The 22260-nt window shown below is 39.2% G+C and carries 13 protein-coding genes; 7 read left to right on the top strand and 6 right to left on the bottom strand.

What is annotated here, in order from left to right; all coding sequences use genetic code 11:
• Window positions 1–50: 50 nt before the first annotated feature.
• The 6 genes from ACQ334_RS08635 to ACQ334_RS08610 form a co-directional block, all read right to left on the bottom strand.
• Window positions 51–941 carry an MBL fold metallo-hydrolase gene (locus ACQ334_RS08635; RefSeq protein WP_430987790.1) on the bottom strand — a complete coding sequence of 297 codons (891 nt, stop codon included), beginning with the start codon at window positions 939–941 and terminating at the stop codon, window positions 51–53.
• Window positions 942–950: 9 nt separating this feature from the next.
• Complete coding sequence (locus ACQ334_RS08630) at window positions 951–2237, bottom strand: MFS transporter (RefSeq protein WP_430987789.1); 1287 nt, start codon at window positions 2235–2237, stop codon at window positions 951–953.
• Window positions 2238–2360: 123 nt separating this feature from the next.
• Window positions 2361–2789 (bottom strand): hypothetical protein, encoded by a 429-nt coding sequence (locus tag ACQ334_RS08625; RefSeq protein WP_430987788.1) that lies wholly within the window; start codon window positions 2787–2789, stop codon window positions 2361–2363.
• A gap of 65 nt (window positions 2790–2854) precedes the next feature.
• On the bottom strand, window positions 2855–3652 hold the full coding sequence (locus ACQ334_RS08620; protein WP_430987787.1) for an undecaprenyl-diphosphate phosphatase: 798 nt from the start codon (window positions 3650–3652) through the stop codon (window positions 2855–2857).
• A 75-nt stretch (window positions 3653–3727) separates the two neighbouring features.
• On the bottom strand, window positions 3728–3988 hold the full coding sequence (locus tag ACQ334_RS08615) for a DUF3098 domain-containing protein (protein WP_430987786.1): 261 nt from the start codon (window positions 3986–3988) through the stop codon (window positions 3728–3730).
• 22 nt (window positions 3989–4010) lie between these two features.
• Window positions 4011–4889: a cell division protein FtsX gene (locus ACQ334_RS08610; RefSeq protein ID WP_430987785.1), complete on the bottom strand. Its 879-nt coding sequence runs from the start codon at window positions 4887–4889 to the stop codon at window positions 4011–4013.
• 372 nt (window positions 4890–5261) lie between these two features.
• On the opposite strand from ACQ334_RS08610, the gene ACQ334_RS08605 reads away from it, so the two are divergent.
• The 7 genes from ACQ334_RS08605 to ACQ334_RS08575 all read left to right on the top strand — a co-directional run bounded on the left by ACQ334_RS08605 (window position 5262) and on the right by ACQ334_RS08575 (window position 22254).
• Window positions 5262–8189, top strand: a complete 2928-nt coding sequence (locus ACQ334_RS08605) for a leucine--tRNA ligase (RefSeq protein ID WP_430987784.1) — start codon at window positions 5262–5264, stop codon at window positions 8187–8189.
• A 358-nt stretch (window positions 8190–8547) separates the two neighbouring features.
• Window positions 8548–9225 carry a transposase gene (locus tag ACQ334_RS08600; RefSeq protein ID WP_430987783.1) on the top strand — a complete coding sequence of 226 codons (678 nt, stop codon included), beginning with the start codon at window positions 8548–8550 and terminating at the stop codon, window positions 9223–9225.
• A 162-nt stretch (window positions 9226–9387) separates the two neighbouring features.
• Entirely contained in the window at window positions 9388–10602 is a 1215-nt protein-coding gene (locus ACQ334_RS08595; protein ID WP_430987782.1) for a helix-turn-helix domain-containing protein, read from the top strand.
• Window positions 10603–10686: 84 nt separating this feature from the next.
• A complete protein-coding gene (locus ACQ334_RS08590) occupies window positions 10687–11745 on the top strand; it encodes a serine hydrolase domain-containing protein (RefSeq protein WP_430987781.1) in 1059 nt (352 codons plus the stop codon).
• A gap of 144 nt (window positions 11746–11889) precedes the next feature.
• Window positions 11890–14082, top strand: a complete 2193-nt coding sequence (locus ACQ334_RS08585; protein WP_430987780.1) for an outer membrane beta-barrel protein — start codon at window positions 11890–11892, stop codon at window positions 14080–14082.
• A 224-nt stretch (window positions 14083–14306) separates the two neighbouring features.
• Window positions 14307–21404, top strand: coding sequence for a PKD-like domain-containing protein (locus ACQ334_RS08580; RefSeq protein WP_430987779.1), 7098 nt, complete (start codon window positions 14307–14309; stop codon window positions 21402–21404).
• A 127-nt stretch (window positions 21405–21531) separates the two neighbouring features.
• Window positions 21532–22254, top strand: a complete 723-nt coding sequence (locus tag ACQ334_RS08575) for a peptidoglycan DD-metalloendopeptidase family protein (RefSeq protein ID WP_430987778.1) — start codon at window positions 21532–21534, stop codon at window positions 22252–22254.
• The last annotated feature ends 6 nt before the right edge of the window (window positions 22255–22260 follow it).

Genomic DNA, 22260 nt, shown 5'->3' with positions numbered 1-22260 from the left:
AACGGAATTATATTCCGTTTTTAACAGAGCGAAATAATAATTTCACTGTACTACACTAACTCCTCCAGTTTAAAAATATCTTTTGCACGGATTCCTTTTTCTGTCATTTGCAGATTGCAACATTCATTAACAGGGTCGTGTTCAAAAAATAAAATATAATTATTTTCTAAAGCCTCGGTAAGAAAAGCTTTCTTCTCATTTAAAGTTGTTAAAGGAAACATATCATACCCCATCACATAAGGTAAAGGAATATGGCCAACAGAGGGTAACAGATCGGCCATATACACAATAGTTTTACCATTGTAATTTATTTTTGGCAACATCATAGCACCGGTGTGCCCGTTAACGGTAAAGAAAGAGAGGTGAGAGCTGAGTGGAGAGTTGTGAGTGGTGAGACGTGAGGCATCAGAAGCACTCAAATCTGATGACTCATTATTCACGCTCAAAAATTTTAATTGACCACTTTCTTTAATCGGCAAAATATTTTCTTTTAAAAAACTTGCTTTCTCCCTGGCATTAGGCTCGGTAGCCCATTGCCAATGCCTTTCATTACTCCAGTAAGTAGCGTTTTTAAATGCCGGTACTAATTTATCTCCGTCTCTTACAATACTGCCACCACAATGATCGAAATGCAAATGGGTTAAAAAAACATCGGTGATAGCATCTTTTGTAAAACCATATTTGGCTAAAGATTTATCTAAAGTATCATCGCCATGTAAATAATAGTGCCCGAAGAATTTGGCATCCTGCTTATCACCCATGCCATTATCAATTAAGATCAACCTGCCTTCATCTTCAATCAATAAACAGCGCAAAGCCCAGCTGCACATATTGTTGTTATCTGCAGGGTTTAATTTGTTCCAGATACTTTTAGGCACTACACCAAACATAGCGCCACCATCTAATTTAAAATAACCGGCGTTGATGGAATATAATTTCATAGTGCAAAATTAATAAGTAACGGTCTTGTTTTTTTGAGTTGCTGCTGTGGCGAGCAACATTAATAAACCTAATACAAAAAAGGCTATCAATGCTAAAAGGGAATTACGCATGCTGTTGGTGATGCCTTCTATTAATCCGAAACTGAATAATCCAATTACGATAGCAAATTTTTCTGTTACGTCATAAAAACTAAAAAAAGATGCAGTGTCCTTTGTCTCGGGCATTAGTTTAGAATAAGTAGAGCGGCTGAGCGATTGTATACCTCCCATTACCAGCCCTACCAATGATGCTAAAATATAAAAATGTAATTCCGTAGTAATAAAATAACCTGCAATGCAAACACCAATCCATAACAGAACAGTAAAAATCAGAACCTTAATATTGCCATAAGTGGCAGAAAGTTTAGACATGGCTACAGCGCCAGCAATGGCCACCAACTGAATAATTACCGCAGTAATGATCAGTTTATCGTCAGCTAATTTTAATTCTTTAATACCAAAATCTATGGCTACCAGCATTACGGTTTGAACACCCATACTATAAAAAAAGAAAGCCCCTAAATATCTTTTTAACACAGGCATTTTAATTACCTGCTGCCATACAATTTTTAATTCATGAAAACCATTAACTAAAACATGTTTTTTTGCCTGTCTTTCACTTTTAGGACTAATCGGAAGCCTGGCAAATGTTATCTGGGCAAAGCCCACCCACCATATTCCTACCAATAAAAAAGTGATGGTTAATGCAAGGCCTTTGTCTTCCATTGTCATCACCAATGCAAAACCCACCAGTTGCATTAATACACTGCCAATATAGCCCATCGTGTAACCCTTAGCGCTGATACGATCCATATCTTTTTCTGCAGCTATTTCGGGCAGATAAGAATTATAAAACACCTGGCTGCCATAAAAGCCAATGCCCGCAAACATAAAGCACATCAATCCCAGTGTTACATGGTCTTTATTAAAAAAATAAAGCAGCGAACAACTTGCTGCCCCCATGTAACAAAAGAAACGCATGAAATTTTTCTTATTGCCTTTATAATCTGCTATCGAAGAAAGAATTGGCGATAATAGCGCTATTACTAAAAATCCAAATGCCAGTACATAATCCTTTAGTTCGGTATTCACAAAATGACGGCCTAAAAAAGTAATGCCATCAGGAAAATTTTTAAGCGATGTTACTGCCGCATAATAGGCGGGAAAAAAAGTGGTAGTGATTACTAAATTGTAAACACTGTTGGCCCAGTCGTACATGGCCCATCCATTAATAACTTTTTTAGAAGCTGTTTGCATGCTGGTGGCTTTAAAGTAAATGTACGTTTTTGTACTGATTTACAACAACTCAAAACCCGGGGAGCTTTTGTAAAATAAAAAGACCGCCTTTAGCATAAAGGCGGTCTTTTTAAATCATTACTATTAGTGATTGCTTTTTTCAATACTATCAAAATCAAGTTTTTTATATGTAATGAGCTTCACACTTTCAAATGTGTTATTGGTAAGATCCATATTTACGGGAGCACCATTAAACACACTGTCGGAAACCATATTGCCAATAGCTAAAAAACTAAAATCGCCCATTTCTTTTGCTTTTTCTACATTCACTACCATTCTAAAACAAACCGTATCATTTTTTTTGCAAAGCTGAAAACTTTTTTGCCCTTTGGCATTGTTGGATACAGAGTCGACATAATACATTAAGGCGGCAGTTTTTTTAGCCTGGTCTTCTGTAATACCATCCTTGTAATAAGTTTCTATATGTCCTTTGGTGGTTTTTTTACCATAATCTTTACAGGAAGTAAAGCCAATTACTACCAGTAATACAATCAGCATTTTTGTTTTTATCATAAAATTATTTTAGAGGACATAAGTACGATTTATTGCTTACAAATAAAATACCCTTTTACCGGTATTTAATTAATAACATGGGAAAAAATAAGCGCTAGCATTATTACACCAACAATAATTCTATATATCCCCCAAACCTTAAAGCCATATTTTTTTAAGAAGCCGATAAAAAATTTAATAGCTAAAAGAGCAACGATAAAAGCTACCACACTGCCTATAAGCAAAGTAGTTAAATTGTCTTTTGCAATTACTTCCGGATTGGTTTTATAAGTATCTAAAAAACTTTTTGCAGATGCAGCCAGCATGGTTGGTACGGCCAGGAAAAAAGAAAATTCTGCAGCAGCACTCCGGGTAAGCTTTTGGCTCATACCTGTAATAATAGTAGCCGCACTGCGGCTTAACCCCGGAAAAATAATAGAGAGCACCTGGCCACAGCCAATAACGAAGGCTGTTTTATTACTTACTTTTTCTTCGGAGTCTACTGTTGGGTTTTTAAATACCTTATCTATAAATAAAAGTATGATACCACCAGCCACCATTACACAGGCAATAAAAGTGAGATTGCCCAATGCTACATCAATATGTTTTTTTAAAAAGAAGCCGGCAATTAATGCTGGTATCACCGCAATGATCAGCTTGATATAAAAACTGATCCTCTTAAAATCAAAGAATTTCTTCCAGTATAAAACCACTACAGCTAATATGGCGGCTAACTGAATCACCACTTCAAACATATCAGTAAAAGGAGAGGGAGAAACACCTAGTAAAGGGTTTACAAATTTCATGTGGGCCGTTGAAGATATAGGCAAAAACTCTGTAAGCCCTTCCACAATGGCGATAATAATTGATTGTACAGTATCCATGTAATTGTTTTAAGCAGTTAAAATAAAAAATGCGAAGCAAAACTTCGCAAAATAGTATTCAGTATAAATTATGCATTATTCATTGGTCTTCGGTTTCTTCATAATAGCAAAGATCTCTATCAGTAAACCGGCGATAATTAATATTGGTGCAACAGTGATACGCCTTGTACTGTACACTTCGTTATCATTAAAAACTTTTGGATCGGGGCTTTTGCCACCCGACATTAAAACAAAACCAATAGCCATTACCACAATGCCAGCAAGCATCCAGATATAATTTTCTTTTGTAAACAGGGTTTGATTGGTTACCTGTGGTTGTTTCTTTTCGTTGCTCATGAGTTATTATTAAAGTGCAATATTAATATAAATCGTCCAATTTCATCCGCAGGTATTTTATTACCGCACGGTGTGTACTTACCAGGGTAATGGTAATACCCAGGAAGATAATGCCCAGGAACAGTAAAATCAGGCTTTTATTATCCCTTAAAACTTTAAACTCGGGCCTGAAAGATTCCACCAGTATCATTACGCCCCAAACCAGTGCAATGGCGATGCCTGAGGCAATAAGGCCATTTATGACTGCCCGGATATTAATAGGTTTGGCAATAAACCAGCGGGTGGCACCCACCATTTGCATTGTCTTAATTAAAAAACGGTTGCTGTACATAGCCAGGCGGATAGTATTATCAATGGAAAAGATCACTAATATGGTAAGGATAATGGCAGCCACTAAAACAACAATGAACATCATTTTTGCAAATCCACCCACTTTAGATACGATCTCATCGGGGAATTTATATTCCGCTACCATGCCTGGAAAAGCGGCTTCAATTGTGGCAGATATGGCTTTTAAGCTATCAGACTGCACATGATCGGCAGCTACATGAAAATCGATACTTTCCGGCAGGGGATTACTTTTGATAAACTGACGCCAGGTGGTATCATTATCGGCTTCAAATTTTTTGATGGCCATTTCCTTGGTTACATACTCCGCCGATTTTACATAAGGCAGTGCGGTAACATAAGTTTTTAAACTGTCTATCTTTTTAGGCGTGGCATCCCTGTTTAAAAAACATTGTACCTGTATATTTTCTTTAAAATAATCGGCAGTTTTGCGCAGGTTAAGAAAAAACCAGCCCACAATGCCAAATAAAAACAACACCAGAGACACTCCGATGATGGCATAGGCATAAGTAGGTTTTCCACGTTTGCTGCTTGCTTTTCCAAATTGAGACATACGTATCGAAATTTATTTAATGGTACGAACATGCCTCGTGGCCTGTTCTATTATTGATTAGTAGAGCGCAAATTAATTCAATTTGCGGGTATTATGTTATTTTTGCCCACTACAAAACGATTGCCTGCCGTAATTATTTTTATAAATGGAGAAGATATGGGGAGAATGGAGGTGAAATAACTTTTCTTTCACAATTGTGCGTCAAGACGGTTTTAAACCGTCAGACGCATTAGGCTGGCGAAATAAAAGCGTTCAGTAAAGATATAATGTACAAGAGTGCCCCGAATGCTTTCGGGATAAACTCTGCCAATGAAGTTGAACAAAAAATTAATGCAGATAACAAAATAAATTACGCCAAAAGCGGAATAGAAAATGGAATACAAATTTAACGAGATCGAAAAGAAGTGGCAGGATCACTGGAAAGAAAACAAAGTTTATAAAGTATCTAACGATACTGATAAACCAAAATATTATGTGCTGGATATGTTTCCGTATCCGAGCGGTGCAGGATTGCATGTGGGCCATCCGCTGGGGTATATTGCCAGCGATATTTACAGCCGTTACAAAAGACTGAAAGGCTTTAATGTGTTGCACCCGATGGGCTTTGATAGTTTTGGTTTACCTGCAGAGCAATATGCTTTGGAAACCGGGCAGCACCCGGCAGAGACCACCAAAAAAAACATTGCCACATTTAAAAATCAGCTGGATAAAATTGGTTTTTGTTACGATTGGGAAAGAGAAGTACAAACCAGCGATCCCAATTATTACAAATGGACGCAGTGGATATTTTTACAGTTGTTCAATAGTTATTTCTGCAATACCCAAAAAAAGGCGAGGCCAATAACTGAACTGGTTAAAAAATACGAAACAAAAGGCTGTGCAAAATTTACTGCTGAGGAATGGAACAGCTACAGCAAAAAAGAACAGGAAGAAATTTTAATGGACCGCCGTTTAGCATTTAGCAAATACGGTGAAGTAAACTGGTGTGAGGCATTGGGCACCGTGTTAGCCAATGATGAAGTAGTGAACGGTGTAAGCGAACGTGGCGGACACCCGGTTGTAAAAAAGAAAATGCGCCAATGGTATTTGCGTATCACTTCTTATGCTGATCGTTTACTGGAAGGATTAGAAACAGTAGACTTCAGCGAAAGCATGAAAGAAATGCAGCGCAACTGGATCGGCAAAAGCCAGGGAGCAGAGATAATTTTTGAAGTCGTGAGTAGTGAGTCGTCAGTCGTGAGTACTCCACTCACGTCTCCCGTCTCACGTCTCACAGTGTACACTACAAGACCTGATACTATCTTCGGAGTAGACTTTATGGTAGTAGCACCTGAACTTGATTTAGTGCAACAAATAAAAACACCGGAACAAACTGCAGCTGTTGATGAATACATTGCTTATGTAAAAAGCAGGAGTGATGTAGATAGAATGGCAGAGAAAAAAATCACTGGATGTTTTACAGGTGCGTATGCGATCAATCCTTTTGATGGCAAACAAATTCCTATATGGATAAGCGAATATGTTTTGGCAGGCTATGGCACGGGTGCTATTATGGCCGTACCCTGCGGCGATGAAAGGGATTTTAAATTTGCAAAACATTTTAATATTCCCATCACCAATATTATCGGTACACATTTTAATGGCGAAGAAGCGAATGCTACTAAAGAAGCATTGTTGGAAAACAGTGGTTTTTTAAACGGCGTGAAAATGACGGAGGCAACAGAAATAGTATTGCAAAAATTAGAAGAAAAAGGCATTGGCAAAAGAAAAGTGAATTACAGGATGAGGGATGCCGGCTTCAGCCGCCAGCGTTATTGGGGCGAACCATTTCCTGTTATCTGGAGCGATGGTATTGCTGTGCCTTTGGATGCTGCAGAATTACCATTGGAATTACCGCATGTAGATAAATATGGGCCGGGAAGAGAAGGCGAAGGGCCTTTATCAAATTTGGTTGATTGGGTTAGTGTTAGTAGCAACAAGCCTTCCGGCGTGTCTGGAAAAAGAGAAACCTCTACCATGCCGGGTTATGCAGGCAGCAGCTGGTATTTTTTGCGCTACATGGATCCCCACAATGCCGAAACATTCTGCGATAGAAAAGCAAGCGATTACTGGAACCAGGTAGATTTATACATTGGTGGTACCGAACATGCTGTAGGTCATTTATTGTACAGCCGTTTATGGACGAAAGTGTTGTTTGATCTGGGACATATTGGATATGATGAGCCGTTTAAGAGGTTGTTGAATCAGGGGATGATACAGGGGAGTAGTAGGTTTATGTATAGAGTAGAAGAATTTATTTATGGCAAAGGAGGAAGTATTAATTATGCTTCTGGCAAAAAAATCTTTATATCAAAAAATATTTATGATAAGGTTGTAAAACCAGTACATGAAAACGATAAAAATTTAGCCCAAGAAAAAATAGCAGAAATCTTAGAGATTGGGGATTTTGATACTATTCAAGTTCAAAGCATATTATTGAATTCTATTCACGTTGATGTAAATATTGTTGATGGGTTGGAATTAGATTTGAACGCAGTTAGGAAATGGAGAAGTGAATTTGAAGATGCAAAATTTGTTTTAGAAGACGGTAAATATATCTGTGGTGTTGAGACAGAGAAAATGAGTAAAAGATATTTTAATACGGTAAACCCAAGTGATTTATGCGATAGCTACGGCGCCGATACCTTCCGCATGTATGAAATGTTCCTCGGTCCGGTAGAAGCCAGCAAACCCTGGGATACCAAAGGCATTGAAGGTGTTCATCGTTTTTTAAGAAAACTATGGCGTTTGTTTAATGATGAATTAAAAGGTAAAGTATGGACGGATGAAAAAGCTACTGATGCCGAATTAAAAATTTTACACCGTACCATTAAAAAAATTGAAGAAGATACCGAGAAGTTTTCTTTCAACACGGCAGTAAGCGCTTTCATGATCTGTGTGAATGATTTGTTTGATGCTAAGTGTTATAAAAAAGAAGTGCTGGAAAAAATACTGATCTTATTAGTGCCTTATGCACCGCATATAGCAGAAGAGTTGTGGCACCAGTTGGGTAATGCAGGAACAGTTCTTGATGCGGCGTATCCAACTTTCAATCCAGCATTATTAGTAGAAAGCAGTAAAGAATATCCTGTGTCTATCAATGGCAAAGTAAGAACCAATCTTTCTTTAGCATTAGACCTTGATCAGAAACAAGTGGAAGAAATCATTCTGCAAAACGAAACGGTACAAAAATGGCTGGAAGGCAAACCGCCTAAGAAAGTTATTTATGTAAAGAACAAGATGATTAATGTGGTGGTGTAATGCCAGGGTGGGTCACCCCCAAAGGGTGGCTCACCCGGTGTAGGCCAATACGCTTACCTATTTAGCAGGCACTCTACTTTAATTGCCGGGTGAGCCACCCTTTGGGGGTGACTCACCCGGTGTAGGCCAATACGCTTACCTATTTATAGCAGGCACTCTACTTTAATTGCTGGGTGAGCCACCCTTTGGGGGTGACCCACCCGGTGCAGGCCAATACTCTTACCTATTTAGTAGGCACTCTACTTTAATCGCTGGGTGAGCCACCCTTTGGGGGTGACCCAGCCAGCCTGTGTTTATTGTTAAGGGAAAGCAACCATAATTAATCCGGCACTCGTCTTTTGCTCAAAATATTTTTGAGATGCCTGTTTCGGAATTATTAAAATCCCCTTTTGTTGCTGGTAATCATTATCATTTGGTTTTTAAAAGTATCGATGGCGTATTGTTGTTCAGAGAGGAAAATGATTACGCCATTTTTTTAGAACGTTTTCAACAGTTTACTGCGATAGCATTTACCAACTGGGCTTATTGCCAGCTCAGCAATCATGTACATTTTATTATTAAAGTAAAGCCGCTGGAAAATATTATAAAAGCAATTTCTAAAACCGATCAAACAAAACAAACGGTTGCTATGAAAAAATTATTGACATTGCAAGACAACCTGGAAGCTTTGGATGCAATGATAGAACGGCAGGTCAATAGTTTTATGGTATCATATGCTAACTACACAAAAAATAAATACCTGCATGATGGTGGATTATTTCAAAAGCCTTTTAAAAGAATAGCAATTGATACCGATACTCATTTGCAAATGGCAATTATTTATGTACATGCCAACATAATAAAGCATAAAGTTTTTGATAATCATAAAGAATACCTGCACAGCTCTTATAATGCTATTAGTATAAACAATAATTTTTATTGTGCATCAGCAGCAGTATTGCAATTTTTTGGAGGGGTAGAAAAATTTATACGATCACATGAAGAACAGATAAATTACTATTATCAAAAAGGTTTTCCGAATTCTAAACTGGAATAGCGTGGGTAATGCCTTAAGAGTAACTTGCCGGTGTAAGCTGATAGTGTTGCCTATTTAGCAGCAATCTGCTTTACCTGCGGGGTGGGCCACCCCTTAAAGGGTGGCTCACCCAAACTTAAACAGTCGGCGTTTTATTCGCCGACTTTTTTTATTTTACAGCTTATGCTTTTCGAATTCAGCTTTTACAGTTCTATACTGCTTATATTTTTTGTACACGGATTGGTGTATGCAATATTACTATGGCGTAAGAGTATTGTGAATGAAACGATATCTGATAAATGGCTCAGCATATTTTTATTCCTGTCTATATTATACATTTCCCCATGGATGCTGGGCTTTGCAGGCTGGTACGATACACAACCCTACAGGGATATTTTGTTTTACGTAACATTTCAGCATTTATTTTTTATAGGACCGGTCATATTTTTTTATGTACAAAGCTTATTAAACCCCTCATTTAAATTTGGCAAAAGAGAATGGTTGCATTTAACGCCGGGTATTTTATATTGTTTGTACACTATAGTAATTGCAGTTACCGATAAACTGGTATTACACAAATATTATTTTTTATCAGATGGCGCCGACAGGGAATTTGATACCTGGTACCAGCTTGCCGGTTATGTAAGTATGATAGGTTATTTTATTGCTTGTATCCGATATTATAATCTCTACAAAAAGTTACTGGTGCAGGTGGTGAGTTATGCCGACACGGTTTTGTTTAAGTGGATCAGGAATTTTCTCGTGGTGTTTTTGATCTTTCTGATTGTACGCTTTATATTTTTCATGCTTTCTTTTTCATTTACATTGCGGTATTGGGATGTATGGTGGTATTTTTTATCCTTCTCCATGTTATTCTATTATATCGCTATAACAGGATACGCTAATTCTATTAAAACAAAAGTCCCTTTTAAAACAGACTTGTTTAATGCAAAACCTGCATTGCTGCTGCAATATACGAGTGTTGATAGCGATATAGAGGAAGCAGAAGTAATTGAAATGGAAAATGATACAGAAGAAAATACCGGAGATGATTTTATAAAAGAATGGAAGGAAAAAATATTACAGGTGGTGGTAAATGAAAAACAGTTTGAAAAACCGGAATTATCATTGACCGACCTGGCAAAGCAATTAAGCACTAATGCTTCTGTTTTATCCAGGGTAGTGAACAAAGGTTTTGGAATGAATTTTAATGACTTTATTAATTATTACCGGGTGCAGGCTGTACTGGAAAAATTAAAAGCCGGCGAACAAAAAACACAAACTCTATTAGGCATTGCTTACGATTGTGGCTTTAACAGCAAAGCTACTTTTAACCGTGCCTTTAAAAAAGTAACTGGTGTAAGTCCTAAAGAATGGCTGCAAAACCTTACTGCATAATTTGAGACGTATTTAACTGGTAGCAAATCCTGATTTGAGCCATTGGTAAGTATCAGAATGCAGATTTTTATTTTAAAAAACAACATGAAATCAATCATTACTTTTTGTTTGCTCTTTATTGCAATCAACGTAAGCTGCCAGGTTAAAAAATCCGGAAATAAATTTGCCGCCATCGTAAATCAATATGTCAAAACAAAAAATTTTAGCGGCTCTGTATTAGTGGCAGATAAAGGCAAAATAATCTATCAGCAATATGTTGGTCTGGCTGATCGGCAGAATAATTTGCCTGTTACTGCCCATTCAAAATTTAAAATTTGCTCCATTACCAAAACCTTTACCGCTGTAATTATTTTACAGCTGATGGAAGAAGGCAAGATCGATCTTAATAAAACTATTGGCACTTACTTTCCAGGATACACAGGTGAAGCAAGAGATAAAGTGACCATACATCATTTACTTACTTACAGTAGTGGAATAGAAAATGTTGATCAGAGCAGCGAAGCGATGTATGCAATGCAAATGCCGGTGGATACTATCATCAGGAAATATTGCAGCGGTAAATTAGTAACCGAGCCTGGCAAAAAAATGGACTATAAAAATGCCGAGTATATCATCCTGGGAAAGATCATTGAAAAAATTACAGGGAAGCCTTATGCTGTTGTTTTACAGGAAAGAATTTTACAACCACTAAAAATGACGAACTCAGGCCTGTTACACAATAAAGATATTGTACCCGGACTGGCCGACACTTATTTAGTTGACAGTACAGGAAAATTTTACAACGATGATCCTTATTGGATAGAAAATTTTTATAGTAGTGGCGCCATGTATTCCACCACTAAAGATTTGTTGAAATTCGACCAGGCATTATTCAACAATAAATTATTGAAACAGGGGACTATGAAATTGATGACCACTTCTTATCCCGAATTATGGGGTGTGGCATATAGCTTTTGGGTAAATGATCAAAAGTTCGGTACCACTAAAACCAGGGTAATGGACAGAAGAGGAAATATCGGCGGTGCAAATACTGCCTGGTACCATTTCATCACTGAAAACATAACCATCATCGTGTTCAGCAACAGCAATGCGGCAGATGTGATAGAACTGAGAGAAAAAATTGCCCTTGCCTTATTTAATTGATTTTGAGTCGTCTTTTAAGCTGTTTCATATAATTTGAGACGGCTTTTTGTTTTATGATACATCATTATGTAGCCTCAAATCATCATTTGCAGCGACTGCGCCTTATAGCTGAATCATCTTTGTGTTGTTAATCAACACTAATTTATGAAACAGCTTTTAGCAATTTTAACCTGCCTTTTTTCACTACCTGCTTTTGCACAGCAAAAAGATAGCCTTCCCAAAAAAGATACTTCCACTTTTAACCAAACCCAAAAACTGAGCGAAGTAGTAATTAAAAGCAAGAAACCATTTGTAGAAATGCAGGCGGATAAAATGGTGCTGAATGTGCAAAGTGACATCGTAGCATCGGGCGGTACTTTGTTTGAAGTATTGCAAAAAGCACCGGGTGTTACCATCAGCAATGAGGAAACCATAAACATGGCTGGCAAAGCCGGTGTAAATGTTTTAATTGATGGCAGGCCTACGCAAATGAGTGCCAAAGACCTGGCCAATTATTTAAAAGCCACACCAGCTTCGGTAGTGGATAAAATAGAAATTATCATGAATCCATCTGCAAAATATGATGCACAAGGTAATGCAGGTATTATCAATATCCGGCTGAAGAAAAATATTGCTAAGGGAACGAATGGTAATATCAGCGCTTCTTATACACAAAGTAATCATCCTAATTATAATTTCTCCGGTACTATCAATCACCGACAGGGTAAATGGAATTGGTTTGGTAATCTTGCGGCACGTAAATCAAGACAAAATACCAACGGCGCCATCAATCGTTTTGTAAATACTAATGGTATTGATAAAGTTTTTGCCAATAAAACGGTTGATCAGGATGCCTCAAAAAATATCAGTTTTCAAACCGGTGCAGATTATTACCTCAACAAAAAAAATACTTTTGGTTTTATTGTAAAAGGAAATGAGTACTGGAGTAAACTATATACACCGGGTACTACGTTGATCAACAGCAACAATATCACCGATTCATCATTGCATACTATTAATGACAACCAGCAAAGAAATAGCCGTTACAATTTTAATGCAAATTATAAATATGAAGATACGTTGGGTAATGAATTGAATATTGACGCTGATTATACTTCTTTTAAAAATAACAGCAGTGGTTTGGTAGCGACAGATTTGCTGAATAAACAAAATGTAAAATATGGATATACTGCTAACGACCAGGACGTAATAACGCAAATAAAGATTTACAGCTTAAAAACAGATTACAGCAGGCAGCTAAAAAAGATACATGCCAAAATTGAAACGGGCTTAAAATATAATACCGTTGAAACCTCTAACGATTTAAAGGCATTGCTCTGGAATAACAACCAGTTTAAAGCAGATACCGGCCGTACCAACCAATTTAATTACACCGAAAAGATGTTTGCGGCTTATACAAGTTTTAATCAAACCATAAAAAAATGGGAATACCAGGTTGGTATCAGGGCAGAACAATCGGTGATAAAAGGTAAAAGTATTGGACTGAAAAATATTGCATTAAATTATCCCGATACCTCGTACTTAAATTTATTTCCTACAGCATTTGTGCGTTATACTATCAATGATAAAAATAATATTGGGATTTCTTATGGCAGAAGAATTAACCGGCCTACGTTTCAGGATCTCAATCCTTTTGAATACATATTTGATAATTACAGTAAAGAAAGAGGGAATCCTTATTTGCTACCTGAGTTCAGTAATAATTTTGAACTGAATTATTCTTATAAAGGAGCGGTGAATGTTGGCATGGGCTACAGTCATACTAATAATTCATTTCAAAGCATCAGTACACTTAAAGGAGAAGTAACAGAAGTAACAGAGTATAATATCGGTAATGAAAAAAGACTGTACCTGAGTTTAAATGTGAGTGCTCCCGTTACCAAATGGTGGGATGGATATTTTAATCTGAATCCTTTTTATAAAACATACCAGGGCGCAATTCCCGAAGGGAAACTGGATAACACTACCTGGGGAATGAGCTGGTACAGCAGCCAGAGTTTTACTTTACCCAAAAAATGGAAAGCACAGATCAGCAGCTGGGGTAATATCCGCACACTGGATGGTATTTATAAAACATCGGGCCTGGGCAGCCTGGATGCTGGTGGAAGTAAATCAATTTTAAAAGACAAATTAAATATTCGTGTATCAGTAACTGATATTTTTAATACACAACGCTGGAAGCAACAGGCCGATTTTGGTAATGTACATTTTAATTATTACCGTAAGTGGGAGAGCCGAACTTTTCGGATACAGCTTACCTGGAAGTTTGGTAAAACAAATTTTAAATTAAGAGATAGAGAATTGGGGGCACAGGAAGAAATTAACCGGATAAAGTAACACAACTACTTATTATTGGGGCCTTTAACCAGCTATTTATAGCGGGTTAAAAATCAATACAGGCAGGGCTTTTACTTAATGTTATCATTTTATAGATTACAAAAAAATAAATACCGTAAAAATACTATCAAGTTTTTGTTGGTTACAATTAAAAGGAATACTTTAGTTTCTTGTTGCTTGAAAAAGCAACATCACCCGCAATAAATAAAACCAAACTAAACTTTATGAGGAAGATTACCCTTCTCTGCTGTGCGCTGCTATGCACAGTTTTTTCCCGAGCCCAGGTCACAGGTGTAAAAACTATAGGCGTAGATTATCCTACGATAGCTGCCGCTGTTAGTGCATTAAACACTTCCGGTGTAGGTGCCGGCGGAGCCACCATTAATGTTCCGGGGGGCTATACCGAAACAGCTCCGGCAGGCGGCTTTGTATTGGGAAGCACAATTTTAAATGCTTCTTTAGGTGTTGCCAATCCACTGACCATTCAAAAAAGCGGAGCAGGCGCCAATCCATTAATTACTGCTCCGGTAGGAACCAGCACTACAGTTGACGGTATATTTAAAGTAGCTGGCGTAGATTACCTTACCATTGATGGTATTGACCTGCAGGAAAGTGCAGCCAATACCACTGCAACTACAGCCACCGAATGGGGCTATGCTTTTGTAAATTTAAATAATGCAGCGCCTTTTGATGGTTGTAACAACAATACTATTAAAAACTGTACTATTACGTTGAACAGAACTATTGCTACACCTTCTTCTGCTATTTATTTCAACCATATTACAGCTACCAGTTCTACAGCGCTTACAATTACTGCTACAGGAGATTTACATAGTAATAACAAAGTGTACAGTAATACTATAACTAATACCACAACAGGTATAAATTTCACAGGCTTTAGCGCCGCCAGCCCTTATACTCTTTATGACCAGGGTAATGATATTGGTGGTGCCACTGCGGCAACAGGCAATACCATTACAAATTTCGGCGGTACCAACTATACCAGTATTGGCGGTATCACATTTGCTAACCAGAATAATGGCAACGTTTCAAATAATACTTTAAACCAGCTGGCTAACGGCGGCGTAAACACAATTGGTGCACATTGGGGTATTTATACCTTTGGAACCAACTCCGCTTTTACCGTAAATAATAATAATATTACATTAGGTATAGCGAGTATTAATACAGCGTATTTTACTTACGGCGTTTATTCTAATGCAGCCGGTACTAACCTGACTGCTACTAATAATACAATTTCGCAATCCGATCCATCGGGATCTGCTGTAGTTAATTACGGCATATTTTTTCCTAATGGTAATAATCTTACTGCTACAGGTAATACAATCACCCAAACACAGGGGGTTAGTGGTACCACATATGGTATTTACACCACTGCACTAGGTACTCTTAATGTTAACAATAACGTTATTAAGCAGACAACTACGGCTGCGGTAACAAGTGGATTTGCTTCAATTTATTGCAGCGCTACAGCCGTTGCCGAAACTATAAATGGCAACAGTTTTAATAATACTAATGTAAATACCACCGGCACTTATTACCTGATTTATTCAAGCAATAGTACACCTAATATAACTGTTTCTGGTAACAGCATTAATGGCAGTTTTACAAAAGGAGGTGCAGGCGGAACTGTATATGGATACTACAATAATGGTAGCCCTTCTTCAGGTACAGCCACCATTAGTAATAATAATTTTTCAAATGTTAATTTAACAGGCGCAACCGGTTTTTATGGTACGTTTTCAAATACCAGTACTTCCCAGGTTGTAATTATTACGGGTAATACGGTTTCAAATGTAACCACAGGAGCTTCCACAATTTTTGGTTTGTATCATAGCTATGGTGCGGTGGGAAGTTTGTTGAATAATAATACGGTTTCCGGCTTATCGGGCGCTTCAACAGTTAATGGTATGCAGGTGGGAAGCACTGCAGCATTAGGAATTGCAGTGTATGGCAATAGTGTGAGCAACCTGAGTACAACCGGAGCATCCACTGTTACCGGGCTTCTTTATTCCGGTGGTACAAACGGCAGTGTATATAAAAATAAGATATCTGGACTGACAGCTTCCAATGCAGCTGGTATTGCAAATGGTGTAACCATTACTGCAGCCACCACTGCTTTAAATTTTTATAATAATGTTATCGGAGATCTTAAAGCTCCATTAACGTCCAGTGCTACTGATGCTGTAAGAGGGATCAATATCACCGCTACTACTGCTACTTCCAACCTAAACTTATCATATAATACAGTAAATATTGCCGCTTCTTCTTCCGGAGCTAATTTTTCAACATCGGCATTATTTGCTACTACCAGTGCTACAGCAACTTCAGCATCGCTAACGTTAACAAATAATATTTTTATAAATACCTCTACACCTAACGGAACAGGATATACTTCTGCTTACAGAAGGTCAAGTACAACGTTAACTAATTATAATACTGCTTCAAATAATAACCTTTATTATCCGGGTTCGGGTTGTACCAATAACGCCTATCTGTATGATGGCACTACAGCTTATTTAACGCTTGCCACATTCAAAGCTGCGGTAAGTACCAGGGAAGCTGCTTCGGTGTCAGAAATCAGTACACCATTTGCAAGCACAACAGGTGCAGGCGCAACCTTCTTACATATTAATACTGCAACTCCTACAGTTGCTGAATCTGCAGGTATTACTGTTGCAGGTATCACTGATGATATTGATGGTGATGTGAGGAATGCAACTACGCCTGATCTTGGAGCCGATGAATTTACAGGCACTGCACCATCACCTTGTGCAGGTACTCCGGCGGCGGGTGTAATTACCGGTAATGTGAATATTTGCCAGGGAAGTTCCACTATACTCACTCTTACAGGCTATTCATCAGGTTCTGGTATCTCCATTCAATGGCAATCTTCAGCTACTTCTGGCGGTCCATATACTAACATTAACTGTGCTAATGGACCTACTTTAAATACTGGTGTAATTCCTGCCGGCACTACAGTTTATTATGTTGCCGTAGTTACTTGTGCTAACGGAGGTGCTTCTGCCACTACAGCGCAATTTGCAGTTACATCTAATGCCACACCTGCCATTACACTTACGCCTGCATCTGCTACTATTTGTAATAATGGTACAGGAACAAGTATTACAGCATCCGGTGCAGCTACTTATGTATGGTCACCTGCTACAGGCCTGAGTGCTGCTACAGGTGCTACAGTTACTGCTAACCCAACTGTAACTACTACTTATACCGTAACAGGTACAAGCGCAGCAGGCTGCACGGCAACCAATTCTATTTTGGTAACGGTAAATCCTGCACCGGTTGTTACAGGCGTAACGGCATCCAGCACTAATATTTGTTCCGGAGCTGCAGTAAATTTAAATGCTGCTGTTACCTCCAATTCTGCCCCAATAAGTGTTTTAGCTGAAGGCTTTGAAGGAGGAATTCCTGCAAGCTGGGCTATTCTCAACGGCGGTACCGGAAATAACTGGACAATTGGCCCTGTTAATGGTACAGCAAGAACTGGTACCAAATGTGCTGAATATAACTGGAATTCAACGAATGCTGCCAATACTTATCTTATCACAGGTGGGGTTACCCTAACCGCAGGTGTTACCTATACAGTATCATCGTGGTATAGAGGTACAGGTACCACGTTCCCTGAAAAATTAAAAGTAACAGTGGGTACAGCACAAACTATTGCTGCACAAACTACCACCATTCAGGACGTAGGGACAATTACCACTGCGACTTATACACAACAATCTGCTACATTTACTCCGGGAGTAAGTGGTGTTTATTATTTTGCCTGGAACTGTTACTCTGCAGCCAATGAATTTTACCTGGATGTAGATGATATCTCTATTACGTCTCCGGCACCTGCAGATACTTATGCCTGGACTTCTACACCGGCAGGGTTTACATCTAATGTACAAAACCCAACAGGTGTTGTTACAGCGGTTACCACCACTTATAATTTTACAGTAACTAACAGTTACAGCTGTCCTGCTTCAGGTTCAGTAACGGTTACTGTAAATAACCCCACAGCTTATGCCGTAACTGGTGGTGGTGGTTATTGTAACGGCGGCACAGGGGTGAATGTTGGCCTGGCTAATTCGCAAACAGGGGTTACTTATCAACTGGTATTAAACGGCACTACAAACGTTGGTGCCCCGGTTGCGGGAACAGGGGGAGCGATTAGTTTTGGTTTGCAAACTACCGTTGGTACATACACTGTTGTGGCTACCAATACAACATATCTTTGTACCAGCAATATGACAGGTTCTGTATCTGTATTTAACTTTCCCGCAGTAGTTATTACACCTACCTATACACAGCCTGCAACCTGTGTTACCACTGATGGTGCTATTTCAATTGCAATGAGTGGTGCACCTGGCCCCTACAGTTTTATCTGGACAGGACCAGGCGTTGTAACAAATGCTCAAAACCAGACTAACCTCATTGCAGGTACTTATACAGTAACTGTTACTGATGGCAATGGCTGCTCAGGAAACGCTGTGTTAACATTAGTTGGACCTGGAGGTTGTTCAATTTGTCCTACAATAGGCAGCGTAACTACCAACCCAACACCTTCAGGATGTATTGGTTCTCCGATATCACTTACAGCTTCAGGTCTTACCTCTATGGGTATCACTTATGGTATAGAATTTAGATCATTTACTACTGCCACTGCCAATCCTTATGCAGGTGGTACCATACTGGCAACAGTACCTAATGGCAGCCTCACCGGTGGCGGAACAACTGCAACCGGTACGGGTACATTTGCTGCGGCTAATACTTACTTTGTATATGCTGTGCTTTCGCCAACACCACTTGACCCAAGCTGCAGGCCAAGCGTTTTAACCAATTTTACTATTAACCCAACACCTACTGCAATAGCCACACCGGCATCGCAAACAGCTTGTTCTGGTACAGCCATAACAACAATTGCATTCAGCGGTACAGTTGCAGGTACTACTTATAACTGGACAAGAAATAACACCGCAACTGTAACAGGCATCGCAGCAAGCGGCGCAGGTGATATCAGTGGTACATTAACCAATACTACTACCGCACCAGTAACAGTAACCTTTACTATTACACCGATTGCAGGTGGTTGTCCCGGCACTCCTATAACAGCTACTGTTTTGGTAAACCCAACACCTGTTGTAACTGCTACACCAACGGCACAAACCATTTGCTCTGGTACAACAATTACTACTATTGTAAACTCAGGTAGCGGTGTAACAGGTACGGTATACAACTGGGTAAGGAATAATACAGCTACTGTAACAGGTATAGCTGCAAGTGGTACAGGCAATATCAGTGGTGCATTAGTTAATAATACAGCTGCTGCAATAACCGTAACCTTTACCATTACACCCGTAGCTAATGGTTGCTCAGGCACACCAGTAACTGCAACAGTATTGGTAAACCCTGCTACAACAGCTACAGCTACACCGGCATCACAAACTATCTGCTCTGCAGGTACGCTTACACCAATAGTATTAACAGGTGTTGCAGGTTCTACATTTACCTGGACAAGAGATAACACGGCTACAGTAGTAGGTGGTATACCAGCAAGCGGATCAGGATCAAGTATCACTGGTTTCCTCACCAATCTTACAACAGCACCGGTTACCGTAACATTTACCATTACCCCTATAGCTAATGGTTGCCCTGGTACACCAATTACTGCAACAGTGTTGGTAAATCCATTGGCAAGTGCAGTAGCTACTCCGGCAACGCAAACAGCATGTTCAGGATCGCCAATTACTACTATTGCATTAACCAGTAACGTAACAGGCACTACTTATAGCTGGACAAGAGATAACACAGTTGCGGCAACAGGTATAGCAGCTTCAGGTACAGGTAATATTACAGGTACATTAACCACTACCGGTACAGCAGCGGTAACAGTAACGTTTACCATTACACCGTCATTTGCAGGTTGCCCTGGGCCCTCTATAACAGCTACAGTTACTATTAACCCAACACCTGTAGTGACCCAGCCTGCAAACCAAACATTATGTAATGGCAGCACTACCGCAGCAGTTAATTTTGCAGGTGGTATTGCAGGCACTACCTATAGCTGGACCAACAATACAACATCAATAGGACTGGCTGCAGGTGGTACAGGAAATATTGCAGCATTCACGGCTACTAATACGGGTATTGCTCCGGTAACGGCAACAATAACCGTAACACCATCATTAAATGGCTGTACAGGTACTCCTAAAACTTTCACTATTACGGTTAACCCAACTGCAAATGTTAATGCAGTTGCAAATCAAACATTATGTACCGGTGCGGCCACAACTGCGGTTACGTTTGCAGGTACAGTTGCAGGTACAACTTACAGCTGGACAAATAATACGCCATCCATCGGATTGGCAGCAAGTGGTACTGGTAATATTGCATCATTTACGGCAATCAATACCACATCAACAGCTGTAACAGCTACAATAACTGTTACACCAACAGCTGCAGGCTGTCCAGGTACACCAAAAACCTTTACCATCACCGTTAATGGCCAGTCGGTTGCACCAACAGGTGCCACAGCAAGCAATATAGCATTGTGTGGTCCGGGCACTGCAGACCTTACTGTACAGGGCGGGGCATTAGGTACAGGCGCATCATGGAAATGGTATAGCGGAAGTTGCGGCGGTACATTAATAGGTACAGGTGCAACAATTACCGGTGTTGCGGTTAACGGCACAGCTACTTTCTATGTAAGGGCAGAAGGAACATGTAACACTACAACCTGTGCCAGTGTAACGGTAACCGTTAATCCACAACCAGTAATTACATTATCAGCAGCGCCTTACACCAGCCTGATGCCACCATTAGTTACAGGCATCACCGCTAATATTACACCAGTATCGGCAACTAATACCATTGTATGGTTTAAAGATGGTGTACTTATCAATGGCGCAACCACCAACACTTTAAGTGGTATTACTGTTGATCAGCTGGGTTCTTATACTGCAAGGGTAACAACAACAGCAGGTTGTTCGGCTTTATCTGCACCACTGGTGATAAAAGATTCTGCGTCGAACAAACTATTCATCCTGCCAAATCCAAATAGCGGGCAGTTCAAGATCAGGTACTATACCAGTGCCCGTAATTTCGGGTTCCTGCGTACCGTAACTATTTACGACAGCAAAGGAACAAGGGTGTTTACCAAAGCCATACCAATTACAGCCGCATACAGTACTATGGATATCGATATCAGAAATTCTGGTAAGGGATTATACATTGTAGTGGTAGGCGACAGTGAAGGTAAAGAACTCATTACCGGGAAGGTTGTGGTACAATAAACAATAATTTATCACATTAAATAAAGCTAAAGCTGCTCCTGAAAAGGGGCAGCTTTTTTATTGCTAAGCATTACAACCAGGCCAAACATCTGCTAAGTTTTAATTTACATTTCACTACCTTCAATAAATGAAAAGTGTATTGGAAAATGTTTTGCAAAAAAATCAGTCCGGCTTTCGTGCGGTAGTAGATTTTAATGCAGCAACAGAAAAAATTGCCCACATTAATTTGTCAAAATCCAATACAGAACTTACAGAAGAAATTTACAGCAATACCAAAAGTTTTTCTGCCTGGATTGATGCCAAACGAAAAGAACAAGGCGCTAAATTTTTAATTGGTGGCTATGCCGAATTGCGGGATATGTACAAGCGCAGTTTACTTTTTGACGAAGAAAAAAAATATGGTATAGAAAAACCAATAACAGAAGAACCCCGCCGCCTGCATATTGGTACCGATATATGGGGTGATGCCGGTACCAAAATATATGTACCTGTTGGCGGTACTGTACACAGTTTTGCTTTCAATAATAATTTTGGAGATTATGGTGCAACGATCATCTTGCAACACCAGTTAGATACCATTGTGTTTTATACTTTATATGGTCATCTGAGCCTTGCCGATATTCAACACCTGAAAGAAGGAAAATTCATCAGCAGGGGCGAACTGCTGGCACATTTTGGCGAGCCAAAAGATAATGGCAACTGGCCACCGCACCTGCACTTTCAGATTATCAGCGACATACGTTTGTACAAGGGAGATTACCCGGGAGTGTGTGCTGAAAAAGAAAAAGATAAATACCTGGCTAATTGCCCTGACCCGGACCTGATTTTAAATTTGATGAATAAAATATGACCAGGC

The organism is Ferruginibacter sp. SUN106, from assembly GCF_050611765.1.
GTDB lineage: Bacteria > Bacteroidota > Bacteroidia > Chitinophagales > Chitinophagaceae > Ferruginibacter.
The sequence above is the reverse complement of the archived record's forward strand: the minus strand, read 5'-3'. Positions and strand labels throughout refer to the sequence as shown.

Excerpts from the sequence above, each read along its gene's own strand:
- ACQ334_RS08575 (WP_430987778.1), top strand. The coding sequence starts at position 21,532 with ATGAAAAGTGTATTGGAAAATGTTTTGCAAAAAAATCAGTCCGGCTTT.
- ACQ334_RS08595 (WP_430987782.1), top strand. The coding sequence starts at position 9,388 with ATGCTTTTCGAATTCAGCTTTTACAGTTCTATACTGCTTATATTTTTT.
- ACQ334_RS08630 (WP_430987789.1), bottom strand. The coding sequence starts at position 2,237 with ATGCAAACAGCTTCTAAAAAAGTTATTAATGGATGGGCCATGTACGAC.
- ACQ334_RS08615 (WP_430987786.1), bottom strand. The coding sequence starts at position 3,988 with ATGAGCAACGAAAAGAAACAACCACAGGTAACCAATCAAACCCTGTTT.
- ACQ334_RS08625 (WP_430987788.1), bottom strand. The coding sequence starts at position 2,789 with ATGATAAAAACAAAAATGCTGATTGTATTACTGGTAGTAATTGGCTTT.
- ACQ334_RS08600 (WP_430987783.1), top strand. The coding sequence starts at position 8,548 with ATGCCTGTTTCGGAATTATTAAAATCCCCTTTTGTTGCTGGTAATCAT.
- ACQ334_RS08610 (WP_430987785.1), bottom strand. The coding sequence starts at position 4,889 with ATGTCTCAATTTGGAAAAGCAAGCAGCAAACGTGGAAAACCTACTTAT.
- ACQ334_RS08635 (WP_430987790.1), bottom strand. The coding sequence starts at position 941 with ATGAAATTATATTCCATCAACGCCGGTTATTTTAAATTAGATGGTGGC.
- ACQ334_RS08605 (WP_430987784.1), top strand. The coding sequence starts at position 5,262 with ATGGAATACAAATTTAACGAGATCGAAAAGAAGTGGCAGGATCACTGG.
- ACQ334_RS08585 (WP_430987780.1), top strand. The coding sequence starts at position 11,890 with ATGAAACAGCTTTTAGCAATTTTAACCTGCCTTTTTTCACTACCTGCT.
- ACQ334_RS08590 (WP_430987781.1), top strand. The coding sequence starts at position 10,687 with ATGAAATCAATCATTACTTTTTGTTTGCTCTTTATTGCAATCAACGTA.
- ACQ334_RS08620 (WP_430987787.1), bottom strand. The coding sequence starts at position 3,652 with ATGGATACTGTACAATCAATTATTATCGCCATTGTGGAAGGGCTTACA.
- ACQ334_RS08580 (WP_430987779.1), top strand. The coding sequence starts at position 14,307 with ATGAGGAAGATTACCCTTCTCTGCTGTGCGCTGCTATGCACAGTTTTT.